Source organism: Rhodococcus sp. YH1 (assembly GCF_009939605.1).
GTDB lineage: Bacteria > Actinomycetota > Actinomycetes > Mycobacteriales > Mycobacteriaceae > Rhodococcus > Rhodococcus aetherivorans.
In genome coordinates this window covers 1-15703 of the sequence record NZ_WVTE01000264.1, presented here as the reverse complement: position 1 = coordinate 15703, position 15703 = coordinate 1, and the positions used below count along the sequence as shown (strand labels likewise).

At 71.0% G+C, this 15703-nt stretch carries 13 protein-coding genes; 8 read left to right on the top strand and 5 right to left on the bottom strand.

Features of this window, described 5'->3' with window-relative positions; translation table 11 throughout:
- The first annotated feature begins 153 nt into the window (after nucleotides 1-153).
- A complete protein-coding gene (locus AIIKEEIJ_RS26635) occupies nucleotides 154-1665 on the top strand; it encodes a DUF4389 domain-containing protein (RefSeq protein WP_050034816.1) in 1512 nt (503 codons plus the stop codon).
- A 69-nt stretch (nucleotides 1666-1734) separates the two neighbouring features.
- On the opposite strand, the gene AIIKEEIJ_RS26630 is transcribed toward AIIKEEIJ_RS26635, so the two are convergent.
- Nucleotides 1735-1932, bottom strand: a complete 198-nt coding sequence (locus tag AIIKEEIJ_RS26630; protein ID WP_161996908.1) for a CsbD family protein — start codon at nucleotides 1930-1932, stop codon at nucleotides 1735-1737.
- A gap of 214 nt (nucleotides 1933-2146) precedes the next feature.
- Here AIIKEEIJ_RS26630 and AIIKEEIJ_RS26625 point away from each other — a divergent pair, with 214 nt between their 5' ends.
- Entirely contained in the window at nucleotides 2147-2338 is a 192-nt protein-coding gene (locus tag AIIKEEIJ_RS26625) for a hypothetical protein (RefSeq protein WP_029542193.1), read from the top strand.
- Between the two features lie 25 nt (nucleotides 2339-2363).
- On the opposite strand, the gene AIIKEEIJ_RS26620 is transcribed toward AIIKEEIJ_RS26625, so the two are convergent.
- Nucleotides 2364-3380 carry a magnesium transporter CorA family protein gene (locus AIIKEEIJ_RS26620; protein WP_006935791.1) on the bottom strand — a complete coding sequence of 339 codons (1017 nt, stop codon included), beginning with the start codon at nucleotides 3378-3380 and terminating at the stop codon, nucleotides 2364-2366.
- 51 nt (nucleotides 3381-3431) lie between these two features.
- On the bottom strand, nucleotides 3432-6926 hold the full coding sequence (locus AIIKEEIJ_RS26615) for a serine/threonine-protein kinase (RefSeq protein WP_065922860.1): 3495 nt from the start codon (nucleotides 6924-6926) through the stop codon (nucleotides 3432-3434).
- 161 nt (nucleotides 6927-7087) lie between these two features.
- Here AIIKEEIJ_RS26615 and AIIKEEIJ_RS26610 point away from each other — a divergent pair, with 161 nt between their 5' ends.
- The 3 genes from AIIKEEIJ_RS26610 (at nucleotide 7088) to AIIKEEIJ_RS26600 (ending at nucleotide 9534) form a co-directional block, all read left to right on the top strand.
- A complete protein-coding gene (locus AIIKEEIJ_RS26610; RefSeq protein ID WP_006935793.1) occupies nucleotides 7088-7447 on the top strand; it encodes a hypothetical protein in 360 nt (119 codons plus the stop codon).
- Nucleotides 7441-8586, top strand: a complete 1146-nt coding sequence (locus AIIKEEIJ_RS26605; RefSeq protein WP_161996907.1) for a methyltransferase — start codon at nucleotides 7441-7443, stop codon at nucleotides 8584-8586. Before AIIKEEIJ_RS26610 ends, AIIKEEIJ_RS26605 begins: the two co-directional genes overlap by 7 nt.
- 96 nt (nucleotides 8587-8682) lie before the next feature.
- On the top strand, nucleotides 8683-9534 hold the full coding sequence (locus tag AIIKEEIJ_RS26600) for a Bax inhibitor-1/YccA family protein (protein WP_029542200.1): 852 nt from the start codon (nucleotides 8683-8685) through the stop codon (nucleotides 9532-9534).
- Here the strand turns inward: AIIKEEIJ_RS26600 and AIIKEEIJ_RS26595 are convergent.
- Nucleotides 9531-10493 (bottom strand): SGNH/GDSL hydrolase family protein, encoded by a 963-nt coding sequence (locus AIIKEEIJ_RS26595; RefSeq protein WP_050034817.1) that lies wholly within the window; start codon nucleotides 10491-10493, stop codon nucleotides 9531-9533. The two genes, AIIKEEIJ_RS26600 and AIIKEEIJ_RS26595, sit on opposite strands and share 4 nt — an antisense overlap.
- Before the next feature lie 120 nt (nucleotides 10494-10613).
- On the opposite strand from AIIKEEIJ_RS26595, the gene AIIKEEIJ_RS26590 reads away from it, so the two are divergent.
- The 3 genes from AIIKEEIJ_RS26590 (at nucleotide 10614) to AIIKEEIJ_RS26580 (ending at nucleotide 14898) form a co-directional block, all read left to right on the top strand.
- Nucleotides 10614-11999 carry a cystathionine beta-synthase gene (locus tag AIIKEEIJ_RS26590; protein ID WP_006939058.1) on the top strand — a complete coding sequence of 462 codons (1386 nt, stop codon included), beginning with the start codon at nucleotides 10614-10616 and terminating at the stop codon, nucleotides 11997-11999.
- A gap of 69 nt (nucleotides 12000-12068) precedes the next feature.
- A complete protein-coding gene (locus AIIKEEIJ_RS26585) occupies nucleotides 12069-13223 on the top strand; it encodes a cystathionine gamma-synthase (RefSeq protein WP_006939059.1) in 1155 nt (384 codons plus the stop codon).
- A gap of 280 nt (nucleotides 13224-13503) precedes the next feature.
- On the top strand, nucleotides 13504-14898 hold the full coding sequence (locus AIIKEEIJ_RS26580) for a bifunctional lytic transglycosylase/C40 family peptidase (RefSeq protein ID WP_202917656.1): 1395 nt from the start codon (nucleotides 13504-13506) through the stop codon (nucleotides 14896-14898).
- Nucleotides 14899-14991: 93 nt separating this feature from the next.
- Here the strand turns inward: AIIKEEIJ_RS26580 and greA are convergent, their stop codons facing one another.
- Nucleotides 14992-15486 carry a transcription elongation factor GreA gene (greA, locus tag AIIKEEIJ_RS26575; protein ID WP_003935085.1) on the bottom strand — a complete coding sequence of 165 codons (495 nt, stop codon included), beginning with the start codon at nucleotides 15484-15486 and terminating at the stop codon, nucleotides 14992-14994.
- Nucleotides 15487-15703 lie beyond the last annotated feature (217 nt).

Sequence of the window (15703 nt, the reverse complement as noted above, 5' to 3'; positions counted from 1 at the left end):
GGGAGGTGGCCGATGCGTTACGCGCATGGAACCTGTGCGTGACGTGTCGCGGGGTGCGGCGCGGCGAGGTGAGGCAAAGTCTTGTTCGTCCTGTTCGGTGGCGTCTACGGTGAGTGCGGACCGCGTGTACGACACTGCGAATCGGAGGCCGATATGAAGGCCGGCAAGATCGTCATGTTCGTTGTAGGCGTCCTGCTGTCGATGCTCGGCCTGGCGTTGCTCGTCGCCGCCGGAGTGCTCGGCTGGGGATACTTCGCCCAGCGCGACGACGGCTGGTTCACCGCTCCCACCGAGCGGTACCGCACCGACTCGAGTGCGCTCGTCTCCGAGCGCATCGACCTGGTCTTCGACGACGCGCCGACAGGTTTCGGCGCCGAGGACCTCGGCCGGCTCAGATTGCGTGCGGCGTCGGAGGATCCCGGCCGGCCGGTGTTCGTCGGCATCGGCCCGCAGGCGGAGGTCGACGCCTTCCTGTCCGGCGTCGCGCACGCCGAGATCACCGACGTCCGGTTCGAGCCGTTCCGCGCCGAGTATCGCGAGATCCCAGGCGACGACCCCGCCCGCGTGCCCGGTGACGAGGACTTCTGGGCCGCGTCGGCCTCCGGCCCGGGCACCCAGGAGCTGCGCTGGGAATTCCAGGAAGGGGTGTGGTCGATCGTCGTGATGAACGCCGACGCCACCCCGGGCGTGGCGGTGGACCTGCAGGCGGGCGCCCAGTTCCCGTTCCTGGGACCGCTCGCGCTGTGGCTGCTGATCAGCGGGCTCGTGCTACTGGTGATCGGGGTGCCGCTGCTCGTCCTCGGAGCGGTGGGACTCGGCCGGCACGGCCCGCCCGCGGCGCACGCTCCGCCTCCCTCAGCCGTCGCCCCGGGCTCCTATCCGGTGATGCTGCGCGGCGATCCGGACGCGCCGTCGCGCGGGCTGTGGCTCGTGAAGTGGCTCTTGGCGATCCCGCACTACATCGTGCTCTTCTTCCTCGCGATCGCGCATTTCGTCACGACGATCGTCGCGGGCTTCGCGATCCTGTTCACCGGCCGCTACCCACGGCCGCTGTTCGACTTCAACGTCGGCGTGATGCGGTGGTGGTGGCGCGTCGGGTTCTACACCTACGCGGCCCTGGGCACCGACCGGTATCCGCCCTTCACGCTGCACCGCACGGACTATCCCGCCGATTTCGACGTCCCCTACCCGGAACGCCTCTCCCGGGGACTGGTGCTGGTCAAGTGGTGGCTGCTCGCCGTCCCGCACTATCTGATCCTCGCCGTGCTCGTCGGGGGTGGGGCCACAGCGGCGTCGGGGAACGGCGACGACTGGGACGACGCGGTGTGGACCTACTCGTGGTCGCTGCTCGGCATTCTCGTGCTCGTCGCGGCGATCGCCCTGCTGTTCACCGCCCGTTACCCGAGCGGGTTGTTCGATCTCGTCGTGGGCATCAACCGCTGGCGGTTCCGCGTGTGGGCCTACGCGGCCCTGCTGCGCGACGAGTACCCGCCGTTCCGGCTCGACCAGGGTCCCCGGGAACTGCACGAGTACGCGGCACCGGAGGGGCCGCACGACGACCTCCCGCCCGAACACGGCCCCACCCGAACGCAGATCCCGCTCTCGAAGGAGCAGTACGGCGACCCGGCCTCCGGGGAGCAGACCCGCCCCGGGGAGGGACGCTGACGGTCCCCGGACATGAGCCGTGGCCTCGTCGACAGGGTCGACGAGGCCACGTGCATGCGTGCCGCGGCACTACTTCTTGAACGAGTCCTTGACCTTGCCGGCGGCGTCGGAAATCTTGTCGCCGGCCTGCTTGAGGCTGCTCGACGCCTGGTCGCCCCGGCCCTCCGCCTCGAGGTCACGGTCACCGGTCGCGCGGCCCGCTCCCTCCTTGGCCTGACCGGACACGTCCTGCGCCTTGTGCTTGGCCTTGTCGATGAAATCAGCCATGTCTCCTCCTTCGTCCGTGGTCGCTTCCCCTGCCGGTTACCCCACAGCGCGTCGGCTCAATCCCCCGCGCCGCGGGGACGGCTCAATCCCCCGCGCCGCGGGGACGGCTCAATCCCCCGCGCCGCGGGGACGGCTCAATCCCCCGCGCCGCGGGGACGGCTCAATCCCCCGCGCCGCGGGTTTGGCCGCCGCGTCACCGGGGAAAGCCCCGGGCATGGCTACTTACCGAGTGATCGACCCCAAGGGCGAAGTGGTGGCGACCAAGGACATCGAGAGCGCGGACGACGCGCACGCCTGGTTCGTGGACTCCAAGGCCGACAACAGCGAGCTGGGCTGGCGTATGGAGGTCAGGGTCGAGGGCGACCACGACTGGCGGTTCTTCGACGACACCGAAGGAACCTCGTAGCACGGCCGGACGCGGGCCGCGCCGGTCACAACCAGTTGCGTTGCTTGAACACGATGTAGAGCATCCCCGCCGACCCGGCGATGATCGCGGTGCTCGACAACACCCCGCTCCACTGCCCGAAGCCGGGGTACGGCACGTTCTGGCCGTACCAGCCCGTCACCGCGGTGGGCACGGCAATGATCGCGGCCCACCCCGTGAGCTTCCTCATCACCATGTTCAGCCGCGCGTCCTGCAGCGACAGGTTGGTTTCGAAAACCGTGGTGACCATGTCGCGCAGCGACTCGGTCCACTCCGTCGCGCGGATCACGTGGTCGTACAGGTCGGTGTACCAGCCGTCGAGCTCGACGGAGTTTCCCCGCTCGGCCCGGTGCCGCATCACCGCGGCCACCACCTCCCGCATCGGCAGCACGACCCGGCGCAGCTGGACGAGTTCCTTGCGTACCCGGTAGGTGTGACGCTGGAGCGCGCGAATGTGCGCGCGCTCGTCGAACAACCCGTCCTCCAGTTCCTCGATCGCGTCGTCGAGCCCCTGAATGGTCTCGAACTGGCCGTCGACGACGACGTCGAGCAGCCCGTGCAGCAACGCGGCGGTGCCGTGCCGGAGCAGATCGGAGTTGTCGTCCCAGCGCCGCATCACCTCGCCGACGTCCAATCCGGTGCCCCGATGCACCGTGACCAGGCCGCGCGGGACCACGAACACCGAGACCCGAGTGATTCTGAGCCGTGACCCGTGCGCATCGGCCGGCTCGCTCTCGTCCGCCAGCGACGTGGCGTAGATCGTCATGAAGGTGTGGGTGGCGTAGCGGGTGACCTTCGTGCGTTCCGCGTGCGCCACGACGTCCTCGACGGCATGCGGATCGAAATCCAGCTCGTCCGCGACGTCGGACAGCTCGCGGTGCGTCGGATCGTGCAGGTCCACCCACACCAGCGCCCCCTCGTCCTGAAGGTGCTCGGAGACCTCGGCCAGCGGATAGTTCTCGGCGACGAGCCGTCCGTCGCGCCAGAGCCGGGTGCGGACGTGGTCGGGAACAGCAGCGGTCACGTTCGCAGTCTGCCCTACCCGTCCGCCGACGCGTGCCCCGACGGCCGGTGCTCAGAGCGCGGTGCTCGTACCGCCCGACTCCGTCAGCCGCAGCATCTCGTCGAGAAAGGCCTCGTCCACCGCCGGCCAGTCCGGGGGCCACAGCAGAGTCTGCAGCCGGTCGCGGAGCAACGGGAGGACCTGCACCACATGGGCTCCACCGTCGACGAGATAGCGGAGCATGCCCAGCCGCCCGCACGTGGCCACCGCGGGGGCCAGCACCTCCTGGGCCTCCTCGAGACGTCCGGCCGCGTGTAGGCACGCCACGAGCAGCCGCGCCGCCTGCAGTTCGGCGCGGTACCGGCCGCGGCCGGACACCCGGCGATGCCACAGCCGGGCCCAGTCGCAGGCCCGGGCCACGTCCTCGGCCCGGCCCGTGCCGTAGAGGAGACGGATGGCGGTGGCGTCCTCCACCTGCGCGGTGATCTCCGCGATGCCGTCCGGATCCGGGGCGTCGGAATCCGGCATCTCCCGCGGGGCGGGCCGCGGAACCGGCAGGCCGAGCCGCACGCGTTCGTTGATCACCCGGGCACGCAGCCGCGGCAGCCGGTAGTCGTCGGCGGCCCGCGCTCCCTCGTCGAGCAGTGCCGCCGCCGCGGCGCGGTCGCCGCGCAGCGCCTTGAGCCGCGCGGCCGTGACGAACCGGGCGATCATGAAGTCCGGTACGCCGCCCTCGGTTCCGAGCTCGTGACTCTCGTCGAGCAGAGCCTCGGCCTCGGCGATCCGGCCCTGCTCGTAGAGCAGCTCCCCGAGCATGGCGGCGGCCAGGCGCGCGGCATGGGTGTGGACGCCGCCCCCCTTGCGGGCGGCCCGCAACCCCGCGCGGAAGTGCCTTTCGGCCGTGGCGACGTCGAGCTGCTCGTTGGCCGCGATGCCGAGCAGGCACAGCCCGTACACGAGGCTGAAGGGGCCGTTGGTGGCCCGGTGGTACGGCTCGGCCCACCGCTGCCGCCGCCGCGCCGCCTCGAAGTCGAACCGGTAGACGTCCACGAAGGTCGCCACGTTCGCCGCGACGGACACCACCCAGGGGCGGAAGGTGTCCGGGTCGTCCAGGCACGGCGCGACCTTGTCCGCGACGCCGGCGGTGTGGTCGGTGGAGGCGGCGACGACACCGTCGACGACGTCGGCCTCGACCTGCAGGACCGCGATGTCCTCCTCGGGCGCGTTGCAGCAGCTCAGGCATCCCCGGGCCGCGGCGAGGGCGACGCGGGTCTGGTCGGCCCGTTGCAGCAACGCGTTCGCCCACGCGACGGTCATCTGCAGCTGCGGATGCGCCGCCACCCCACGTGGCGGCAGTTTCGCGACCAGCGCCAGCAGCGTCGTCATGTGGGAGTGCTCGACCAGGAGCATCCCGTCGGCGGCGACCATCTCGACCGCGAGTTCCGGCTCGTCGGCGCTGAGCGCATGGTCCACGGCCTCGCGCAGCATGTGCTGGCGCGCAAACCATTCCGCGGCGGCGTGGTGCAGCGCGCCCACGCGTTCGGGGTGATCGCGTTCGAGCCGGCGGCGCAGGAAGTCCGCGAACAGCCGGTGGTAGCGGAACCAGCGGCCCTCGTCGTCGACCCGGCGCAGGAACAGGTCCCGCTCCTCGATCTGCTCGAGCATCGCCTGCCCGTGCGGGTCGCCGGTGAGCGCGGTGGCGAGGCTGCCGGTGATCTCCTCGGTGATCGACGTCGCGAGCAGGAACTCGTACACCTCCGGCTCGAGGGTGTCGAGCACGTTGTCCGCGAGGAACTCGCCGATGGCGTGGTGCCGGCCGGAGAGGTTCTCGATCAGCCCGGTCGGATCCTCACTGTCGCGCAGCGACAACGACACCAGTTGCAGCGCGGCGACCCAGCCGTCGGTGACGTCGGTCAGGTCGCGGACGTCCTCGGGCTCGAGGTCCAGGCCGCTCACGTCGCGCAGAAAGGCATCGGATTCCTCGGCGTCGAAACGCAGGGCGTCCGAGTCGATCTCGATGAGCTCGTCGAGGACCCGCATCCGGCTGAGCGGTAAGCCGGCCTGGCTCCGGCTGGTCACCACGATCTGCAGGTGATGGCACCCGCGGTCGAGGAGGAAGTCCAGTGCGGCGACGGTCCCCGGGGCGGTGACGAGGTGCCAGTCCTCGATCACCAGGGCCATCGGCGCCTCCTCCCGGTGGATCTCGTCGATCAGGGTGGACAGCACGTACCGCTCGGCGTCGTCGCCGTGGGCCTCGAGCACCTGCCGCAGCTGACGGGCGAACTGCGGACGCACCTGCCGGAACGCCTCGATCAGGTGGGTGAGGAACCACACCACGTTGTTGTCGTCCCGATCGACCGCGAGCCACGCCACCGCAACACCCTCGGCGGTGAGTACCTCCCGCCACTGGGCGGCCAGCGTCGACTTCCCGAACCCGGTCGGGGCGTGGATCGCGACGAGGCGGCGGCGCCGGCCGAGGCGCAGCCGGTCGATGAGCCGGGTGCGCTTCACCAGCGGCCGGGTGGGTGCCTGCGGCCGGAACCGGGTCGCCGGCACCGGCGGCGTGGTGATCGCGGTGGGCGTGGGGTGCGGTCCGGTGGTGTGCGTGGTCCCCGCGACCGGCAGCGGCCCGAGACTGTCCGGACCCACGGGCAGCGCCATCTCGTCCACGTCGCAGCCGCCGCGCTCCTGCGCCTGCTGCAGCAGCTCCCCGAACTCCGCGGCGGACTGTGGACGGGCATCCGGCTCGGTGGCCATGCCGCGCTCGAGGGCCGAGCACACGTCGTCCGGGACGCCGGTGCTACGCAGATCCGGGACCGGTTCGGTCGTGATCCGCAGGAACTGTGTGACGACCTGCTCGCCGCGGCGCCGCTCGAACGCCGCGTGCCCGGTCAGCGCACAGAACAGGGTGGCGGCCAGGCCGTAGACGTCGGCGGCCGGGGTGGGCGGCGTGCCGGCCAGGATCTCCGGCGCGGTGAACGCCGGGGAGCCGGTGATCGCGCCCGACGAGGTGTGGAAGCCGTCGCCGATGCGCGCGATGCCGAAGTCGGTCAGCTGCGGTTCGCCGTACTCGGTGAGCAGGATGTTCGCGGGCTTGACGTCGCGGTGCAGCACGTCGGCCCGGTGTGCCGTCTCGAGCGCCCCGGACAGCTTGACGCCGATGCGCAGCACGTCCGGCCACGGCAGCGGTCCGTAGCGGCGGATGCGGGCCTCGAGCGAGTCGTGCGGGTGGTAGTGCATCACCAGGTAGGGCCGGCCGCTGCCGGTCGTGCCGACCTGCAGCACGGTGACGATGTGCGGGTGCCCGGAGAGCCGGCCCATCGCGCGCTGCTCGCGGAGGAACCGTTCGAGGTTGTCGGCGTCGAGCGTCGCGGTGAGCACCTTCACCGCGACGGTGCGGTCGAGTGCCGTCTCCCGGCACCGGTACACCACCCCGAAACCGCCGCGGCCGATCTCCACGGCGTCCGCGAACCCCGCGAGGCGCAGATCTTCGACGGTCTCGTCCTCCGCCGCGCCGGCGTGGGAGACCGGGGCTCGCCGGGTGGCGAGTGGATCGTTCTCTGCCATCGGGGCACTCACCTCACGTGGATTCCTCCAGGATAGTCCCGGGTGTGGCGGGCACGACACGGATCGATCGCCGGTTCTCCATTACCGTTGTCCGGCCGGGCCTCCCGGCAACGACGGCCGGAAACTCCGGGAAACGACACTGCGATCGGAATTGGGAAACGATGAAGAAGACTCTCGCGGCGCTGTTCGGTACGGGTGCGGTGCTGCTCGCGGCGGCCTGCGGATCGTCCGGCGACTCCGGCTCCGCAGGCGAGGGGACCACCGAGTCCACCACCGCCGCGCCGAGCACGAGCCAGGTCACCGGAAGCACCGGCATCGAGCTGGGCCAGAGCTACGACCAGATCTGCAGCGCCCTGGTGCCGTACTTCGACCAGCTCGAATCCTGGGGGCAGGACCGCACCCAGGCCGCGACCTCCGTCGCCGACGCGCAGAAGTCGCTGCCGGGTTGGGCGGAGCTGAGCGAGGAACAGCAGGCCGAAACGCTGCGCGCCGTCGAGAACGCCGGCAAGGGGCAGTGCTGACCGGCGACTCTGCTGCCGGCGACGAGTTGTTCGGCCGGTTGCGGCGCCTCCCGGACGTGGAGGCGCCCAACCTGCTCGCCGTCGACGCCGCCGACAGGTTGATCCTCGACGAAGCCGACGCCGCGCTCGCCGCGGCGCCGGCCGGGACCGTCGCGGTGATCGACGACCACTACGGCGCCCTCACCCTCGGCGTCGCCGTGCGGTACTCCGCGTCGGGGATCCGGGTGCACCAGGACTCGGTGGTGGGGGAGCGGGCCCTGGCCGCGAACGCCGCGCGCGAGGGCCTGTCCGATCGCTTCACCGTGCACGGTCTCGGGGCCGATCTGCTCACCGGGGCCCGGGTGGTGCTGCTGCAGCTGCCGCGGTCGCTCGCCGCGCTCACCGAGATCGCCGAGACCGTCGCCCGGCACGCCGACCCCGGCGTGACGGTGTTCGCCGGTGGCCGCGACAAGCACATCACTCCCGCGATGAACGAGGTGCTGGCCCGGAGCTTCACCGAGGTCCGGGCCTCCCGGGGCCGGCAGAAGTCACGGGTGCTCACCGCCCGCGGCCCGATCGCCGCCGAGCCGACCTACCCGGTGACCGAGACGGTGACCGACGTCGGGCTCACCGTCGTCGCGCACGGGGCCGCGTTCGCCGGTTCCCGCCTGGACATCGGCACCCGATTCCTGCTGGACTTCCTGCCCCGGCTGCCACGCGACGCGAGGACCGCCGTCGACCTCGGCTGCGGCACCGGCATCCTCGCCGTCGCGGCGGCCCGGCGGTTCCCCGGGCTGCGGGTGATCGCCACCGATCAGTCGGCCGCGGCGGTCGCGTCGGCCGCCGCCACCGCCGCCGCGAACCACGTCGCGGACCGGGTCGAGGTCCTGCGCGACGACGTGGCCGGGTCGCTGCCGGACGCCTCCGTCGACGTGGTGCTGTGCAATCCGCCGTTCCACGTCGGCGCCGCCGTGCACACGGGCGCGGCCGTGAAGATGTTCGACGCGGCCGCCCGGCTGTTGCGCCCGGGCGGTGAACTGTGGACCGTCTACAACACCCACCTGAACTATCGTGGGATGCTGCAGCGGACGGTCGGCCGCACAGAAGTTGCAGGACGCAACCGTAAGTTCACCGTGACCCGCTCCGTGCGCACCCGGTAGAGTCCGGTTTGTCCGTGCTCGGCTCCGGTCCGGGGAACTCCCGGCGTCCGCGGATCGTTGAACGGACAGAACCGACCACGAGAAGGGATGTGCACGGTGCGCACCACCAGTAACCCGGTGTTCCGCAACCTGCCCAAGCAAGAGGGCGGCGGATACGCCACGTTCGGCTCTGCGACGGCGGGCGCCGCGCAGGTCACCCAGCAATTCGGCCAGCCGCAGTACGCGCAGGCGGACCCCTGGGCCCGGCCCACCACCGAGCGGTCGATGACGATCGACGACGTCGTCACCAAGACCGGCATCACGCTCGGCGTGCTGGCGATCTCGGCGCTGATCTCCTACGTCCTCGTCAACGGCAACGTGAATCTGGCCGCGCCGTTCGTCATCGGCGGTGGTCTCATCGGCCTGGTCCTGGTCCTCGTGGCCACCTTCGGCCGCAAGATGGACAACCCGGCCATCGTCCTGGCCTATGCCGTCGCCGAGGGCTTCTTCCTGGGTGCGCTGTCGTTCATGTTCACCGACATCACCTTCGGTGGCGCCGGCGGCGGAACCCTGATCGTCCAGGCGGTGCTCGGCACGTTCGGCGTGTTCTTCGGCATGCTCGTCGTCTACCGCACCGGGGCGATCCGCGTGACCCCGCGCCTGACGCGCATGATCGTCGGCGCGCTGATCGGTGTCCTCGTCCTGGCGCTGGGGAACCTGGTGGCGAGCTTCTTCGTCGACGGCGGCCTGGGCCTGCGCGACGGCGGCACCCTGGCGATCGTCTTCAGCCTCGTCTGCATCGGCATCGCCGCGTTCAGCTTCCTGCTGGACTTCGACGCCGCCGATCAGCTCATCCGCGCCCAGGCGCCGGAGAAGGCCGCGTGGGGCGTTGCCTTCGGTCTGACCGTCACCCTGGTCTGGCTGTACGTCGAGATCCTGCGCCTGCTGTCGTACTTCCAGAACGACTAGCCGATCTCTCCGGCCACCGTGCCGACCGCGGGCCCCGGGAACAGCCGTTCCCGGGGCCCGCGGCGTGTCCGGGGCAGCCACAGCCGGGCAGCCGCCGACGTCAGCGGCGGCTCCGGCACCGGACCGCCCGCCCAGTGACCCAGCGCGGCGGCCAGCACCGGCAGCAGGTGACGGGCCGCCAGCTCGTATCCCGCGGCCGAGGGATGGAACCCGTCCGCGGAGAACAGGCGGTCCGGCGCGGAGAGGAACTCGGGCGTCAACAGGTCTGCCAGCGGCACCGGATGCCCACCGGCCGCGCGCGTCGCCGCGGCCTGCGCGCGGGCCAGTTGCCGCCCCCACGTCCGCACCACCGTGCGCAGCGGCTGGGGGATCGCGCCGACCACCCCGAGGTCGGGGCACGTGCCGACGACCACGACGGCGCCGCCGGCGCGCAGCCGGTGCACCGCCGAGCCCAGCCGCTGCGCCGAACGATGCAGCGACTGCTTCGCGGTCACGTCGTTGGCACCGACCAGGATGACGGCCGCGTCCGGCGGCGGTCCCGCCACGTACATCGCGTCGACCTGCCCCGCCAGGCCCCGCGAGGTGGCCCCCGCGATCGCCTTCGTGCTGAGCCGGACCCGGCGACGGGACTCGTCGGCCAGGGCGCGGGCCAGCAGCACCCCGGGCACCTCGGCGGCGCTCGCGCAGCCCAGGCCGGCCGCCGTCGAATCCCCGAAGATCATCAGGTGCAGGTCGAACGGCACGTCGCGGCGCCACGGCACCGGGGACTGCGCTCCGGGCAGGTACACCCCGTCCGCCTCGGGCGGCTTCGCCCAGGTGCGGCCGATGACGCCTCTCGCTTCCGTCGCCTGGCGCATCAGGTACGTGTACGTCAGCCACGAAGCGCCGCCGGCGCCGGAGCCGGCGGCGACGGCCGTCGCGCCGGCCAGCGCCGCGGCACGCCACGAAGTTCGGGGCACGGTGGATCACCTTTCCGAGAGGACGGCCACACCCTGAAGTTGCCGTGTCCAGTGTGCGTCGTATGCGTCGCTCGAGCAGCCGGAACGGCGTTGCGCAGAGGCATCTGAGACCATGGAGGAATGCGCATAGCGGATTCCGTCGTCGGTCTCATCGGAAACACGCCGCTGGTCAAGCTCAACTCGGTGACGAAGCCGGGTTCGGGGCTGGTCGCGGCGAAGGTCGAATACTTCAACCCCGGTGGCAGTTCCAAGGACCGCATCGCGGTCAAGATGGTCGACGCCGCCGAAGCCTCGGGTGCGCTGAAACCGGGCGGCACCATCGTCGAGCCGACCTCCGGCAACACCGGCATCGGTCTCGCGCTCGTCGCGCAACAGCGCGGCTACAAGTGCGTGTTCGTGTGTCCCGACAAGGTCAGCGAGGACAAGCGCAACGTGCTCCGCGCGTACGGCGCCGAGGTCGTGGTGTGCCCGACCGCGGTGCCCCCGGAGCATCCCGACAGCTACTACAGCGTCTCCGACCGGCTCGCCCGGGAACTGCCCGGCGGCTGGAAGCCCGACCAGTACTCCAACCCGGCCGGGCCGGAGAGCCACTACGAGACCACCGGCCCGGAGATCTGGCGCGATACCGACGGCAAGGTGACCCACTTCGTCGCCGGCGTCGGCACCGGCGGCACCATCACCGGCACCGGCCGCTACCTCAAGGAGGTTTCCGGCGGCAAGGTCAAGGTGATCGGCGCCGACCCGGAGGGCTCCGTCTACTCCGGCGGCACCGGTCGCCCGTACCTCGTCGAGGGTGTGGGCGAGGACTTCTGGCCCAGCGCCTACGACCCCTCGATCCCCGACGAGATCATCGCCGTCTCCGACGCGGACTCGTTCGACATGACCCGGCGTCTCGCCCGCGAGGAGGGCCTGCTCGTCGGCGGGTCGTGCGGCATGGCCGTCGTCGCCGCCCTGAGGGTCGCCGAGCGCGAGGGACCGGACGCGCTCGTCGTGGTACTGCTTCCCGACGGTGGGCGCGGCTACATGTCGAAGATCTTCAACGACAAGTGGATGGCCTCGTACGGTTTCCTGCGGGCCCCGCTCGACGGCAAGCCGGACGATTCGACCGTCGGCGACGTGCTGCGCAGCAAGTCGGGGGAGCTGCCCGCCCTCGTGCACACGCACCCGTCGGAGACGGTCCGCGACGCCGTCGAGATCCTGCGCGAGTACGGGGTCTCGCAGATGCCGGTCGTGGGTGCCGAGCCGCCCGTCACCGCCGGTGAGGTCGCGGGCAGCGTCAGCGAGCGCGAGCTCCTCAGCGCCGTCTTCGAGGGCCGCGCGAGGCTGGCCGACCCCGTCGCGAAGCACATGAGCCCGTCGCTGCCGCTGATCGGTGTCGGCGAGTCGATCGCCGCCGCCACGAAGGCGTTCGGCGACACCGATGCGCTGCTGGTCATCGACGACGGCAAGCCCGTCGGCGTGATCACCCGTCACGACCTGCTCGGGTTCATCAGCGCGGGCTCGTAGCGGCCGCGCCGGTGGCCCGGGGTGTGTTCCCCGGGCCACCGGCGTGTGCCCCCGACTAGGCTGAGCCGCATGAGTGAGCAGCGCAGCCACGGCTTTTCCACCCGAGCGATCCACGCCGGATACGATCCCGACCCGGCGACCGGCGCCGTCAACGTCCCCATCTATGCGAGTTCGACGTTCGCGCAGGACGGGGTCGGCGGGATGCGCGGCGGATTCGAGTACGCCCGCACCGGAAACCCCACCCGCAAGCCGCTCGAGGCGAACCTCGCGGCCATCGAGGCGGGCACCTTCGGCCGGGCGTTCAGCTCCGGCATGGCCGCCACCGACTGCCTGCTGCGTTCGGTGCTGCGGCCCGGCGATCACCTCGTCATCCCCAACGACGCCTACGGCGGCACCTTCCGGCTGATCGACAAGGTGTTCACGCAGTGGGGCATCGAGTACACGCCCGCGCCCATCTCGGACGTCGACGCCGTGCGCGAGGCGATGCGCCCCACCACCAAGCTGGTGTGGGTCGAGACCCCGACGAACCCCCTGCTCAACATCGGCGACATCGCGGCCCTCGCCGACGTCGCGCACACCGGTGGGGCGAAGATCGTGGTCGACAACACGTTCGCGTCGCCGTACCTGCAGCAGCCGCTGGCCCTGGGGGCCGACGTCGCACTGCACTCGACCACCAAGTACCTCGGTGGCCACTCCGACGTGGTTGGCGGCGCGCTGGTCACGAACGACGAGGAACTCGACACCAGGTTCGCGTTCCTGCAGAACGGTGCGGGCGCCGTCCCGGGCCCGTTCGACGCGTACCTGACGATGCGCGGCATCAAGACGCTGGCACTGCGGATGGAACGGCACAGCGACAACGCCGAGAAGATCGTCGAGCTGCTCGACGGGCATCCCGCCGTCGCCCAGGTGATCTACCCCGGCCACGAGGCGCACCCCGACCACGCCGTCGCGTCGAAGCAGATGCGCCGGTTCGGCGGCATGGTCTCGCTGCGCCTGGCCGGCGGCAAGCAGGCTGCCCTCGACTTCTGCGCACGCACCGAGATCTTCACCCTCGCCGAGTCCCTCGGTGGTGTCGAGTCGCTGATCGAGCACCCGGGCGCGATGACGCACGCCTCGACCGCCGGGTCGCTGCTCGAGGTCCCGGAAGACCTGGTGCGCCTGTCCGTCGGCATCGAAGATGCCGCCGACCTCGTCGCGGACATCGAGCAGGCACTGGAGGCGTAAACCCGGATGTGACTGCGCCGAGGGGGCGGATGTGGGCGCCCTTTCTCGCATGTGGCCGCAGGAACCGCCCTCTCGACCCCCGAACCTCCCGGTCGACCGCGCGGTGATCGAGCGCCGCGTTCCCTGTTGATGTAACTTCGAGTTCGCTGTGTGGCGCGTCACAAAAGCCAAATTGGAACAGGTTCTTACATATATATGATATCCAAGTAACGAAACCGCACCGGTGACAGAGATCACAAGTACGGTGAAGGCGGTCGTCTGAGGGATGGGGAGTTCGCGTATGTCAGTTGACCCGTCGGCGGTGATTGTGGCGGTGGCCACGGCGGCGAGTGCCCTGGTACAGGGAGCGGACATCCCGGATCAGATCAAGGAACAGGTGACGCAGGCGGTCGAGTCGTTCCAGGCATCGGCCGAAGCCTCCGCCGCGACCACGGACCGGCAGGTCGCCGATCTGGTGGCGGGGTTGCCCGAGCCGATGCGTCCGGCGGCGGAGCAGGCCGTGGCGGACGCGACGTCGGCGGCGACGGACGCGCTGATGCCGCACCTGCCGGCGGAGGCGGCCGCGGTGCTCGAACCGCCGCCGGCGCCGGTGGAGAACCCGGTGCAGGCCGTGCTCGAACAGGTGCCGTCGGTGCCGGCGCCGGCCGCGCCGGCGGGACGGCCGTCGGTGTTCGGGGCGCCGGCCACCGGGGCGACGGGCAGCGGCGCGTGGGCGCCGGGTCCGGCGTGGGGTGGCGGCGCGGTGACGTTGCCGTCGATCCCGGCGATCCTGCCCGGGACGAACCTGGCGCCGATCGGCGCGATCGCGGTGTTCGCGCCGTGGCTGCGCAAGGCCGGCCAGTTGTGCGACGGGGTCGGCGCGCCGGTGCTGGCGGCGCTGTACTCGGCGGAGAACGGCTTCCGGTACGGGCCCAGCGCCCCGGTCTCGCCGGTGGGGGCGAAGGGGCCGGGGCAGTTCATGCCCGGAACCTGGGATGCCTACGGCAAGGACGCCGACGGGGACGGGCGGGCCGATGTGCTGGGCATCGCCGATCCGGTGATGGCGTCGGGGAATCTGTTGTGCGACAACTACCGGCAGATCGAGCAGTGGAAGGCGCAGGGGGTGGTGCGCGGGGACACCCTGGACCTGACGTTGGCGGCGTACAACGCCGGGCTGGGGGCGGTGCGCCGGTCCGGAGGGATGCCGTCCGGGTCGCCGGACTACGAGAACCAGACCAAGCCGTACGTGGCGAAGATCCGGGCGACGGAGATGGTGTTCGCGCGGCTGCTCTCGCCGTTCTTCGGGCTCGGGTTGCCGGGGATGACCGAGACCGGCAACCGGGTGGTGGACCTGGCCTTCCGGTATCTGGGGCTGCCGTACGTGTGGGGTGGCGGCAACGTCAACGGTCCGTCGGGGGGCGGGTTCGACTGCTCGGGCCTGACGTCGTACGCGGTGTACGCGGCGACCGGGGTGACGTTGCCGCGCACCTCGCAGACGCAGTGGCGGGTCGGCACCGAGATCCCGATCCAGCTGGCCCGGCCGGGGGATCTGGTATTCGGCAACTGGCAGTCCGACGGGCCGGGGCACGTGGGCATCTACATCGGCGGCGGTCAGATGGTGCACGCCCCGACGTTCGGGGACGTGGTGCGCGTCGGCGCGGTCTTCCCCGGCATGAAGGCCCGGCGCCTGCTCTGAACCGCCTGCCCCGGGCGCGCGAGAAGGGCCCGACCGGAGACCGGTCGGGCCCTTCACGTCGTGCCGGCCGCGCCGCGAGGCGGCTGCCGCCGATCAGCTGTGGTACGGCTCCGCGCTGACGAGCGTCACCTTCATGGTGCTGCCGTTGGGGAGCGTGTACTCGCGGGTCTCGCCGACCTTCGCGTCGATCAGGGCACCGCCCAGCGGGGAGCTGGGCGAGTAGATCTCGATCTCGTTGCCCCGGGCGCCTTCCTCACGGGTGGCGATGAGGAACGTTTCCTTGTCGCTTTCGTCGCCGTCGTAGTACACCGTGACGACCGAGCCGGGCAGCGCGACGCCGGACTGGGTGGGCGCAACACCGACCTTCGCGTTGTTCAGCAGTTCCTGCAGCTGACGAATCCGGGCCTCCTGCTGACCCTGCTCCTCGCGAGCGGCGTGGTAACCACCGTTCTCCTTGAGGTCGCCCTCTTCACGGCGCTCGTTGATCTCGGCCGCGATGACGGGACGATTCGCGATGAGCTGGTCGAGTTCTGCCTTGAGTCGGTCGTACGACTCCTGTGTCAGCCAGGTCACCTGGGTCTCGGTCATCCTCGATCACTTCCTTCGGGTTGGAGCCCCCGGCTCCGTCGACTGGTCGCCGCACTCGCAGCGACGACGGCAACGCGGATCCCTCGAACGTTCCCCCCAAGCCAGTGGCGAACAGGACCGCACGCTGCGGATTCCGTGGTGGAGACCACGTTGGTGCTAGAATCGCCGGATACACGGTTCCACCCTTTGGGGCCGTGTATTGCTGCATAGGAAGCAG

Bases quoted from the DNA above. Each gene is read 5' to 3' on its own strand.
- AIIKEEIJ_RS26635 (WP_050034816.1), top strand. From the start codon at position 154: ATGAAGGCCGGCAAGATCGTCATGTTCGTTGTAGGCGTCCTGCTGTCG.
- AIIKEEIJ_RS26630 (WP_161996908.1), bottom strand. From the start codon at position 1,932: ATGGCTGATTTCATCGACAAGGCCAAGCACAAGGCGCAGGACGTGTCC.
- AIIKEEIJ_RS26625 (WP_029542193.1), top strand. From the start codon at position 2,147: ATGGCTACTTACCGAGTGATCGACCCCAAGGGCGAAGTGGTGGCGACC.
- AIIKEEIJ_RS26615 (WP_065922860.1), bottom strand. From the start codon at position 6,926: ATGGCAGAGAACGATCCACTCGCCACCCGGCGAGCCCCGGTCTCCCAC.
- AIIKEEIJ_RS26610 (WP_006935793.1), top strand. From the start codon at position 7,088: ATGAAGAAGACTCTCGCGGCGCTGTTCGGTACGGGTGCGGTGCTGCTC.
- AIIKEEIJ_RS26590 (WP_006939058.1), top strand. From the start codon at position 10,614: ATGCGCATAGCGGATTCCGTCGTCGGTCTCATCGGAAACACGCCGCTG.
- AIIKEEIJ_RS26585 (WP_006939059.1), top strand. From the start codon at position 12,069: ATGAGTGAGCAGCGCAGCCACGGCTTTTCCACCCGAGCGATCCACGCC.
- AIIKEEIJ_RS26580 (WP_202917656.1), top strand. From the start codon at position 13,504: ATGTCAGTTGACCCGTCGGCGGTGATTGTGGCGGTGGCCACGGCGGCG.
- greA (WP_003935085.1), bottom strand. From the start codon at position 15,486: ATGACCGAGACCCAGGTGACCTGGCTGACACAGGAGTCGTACGACCGA.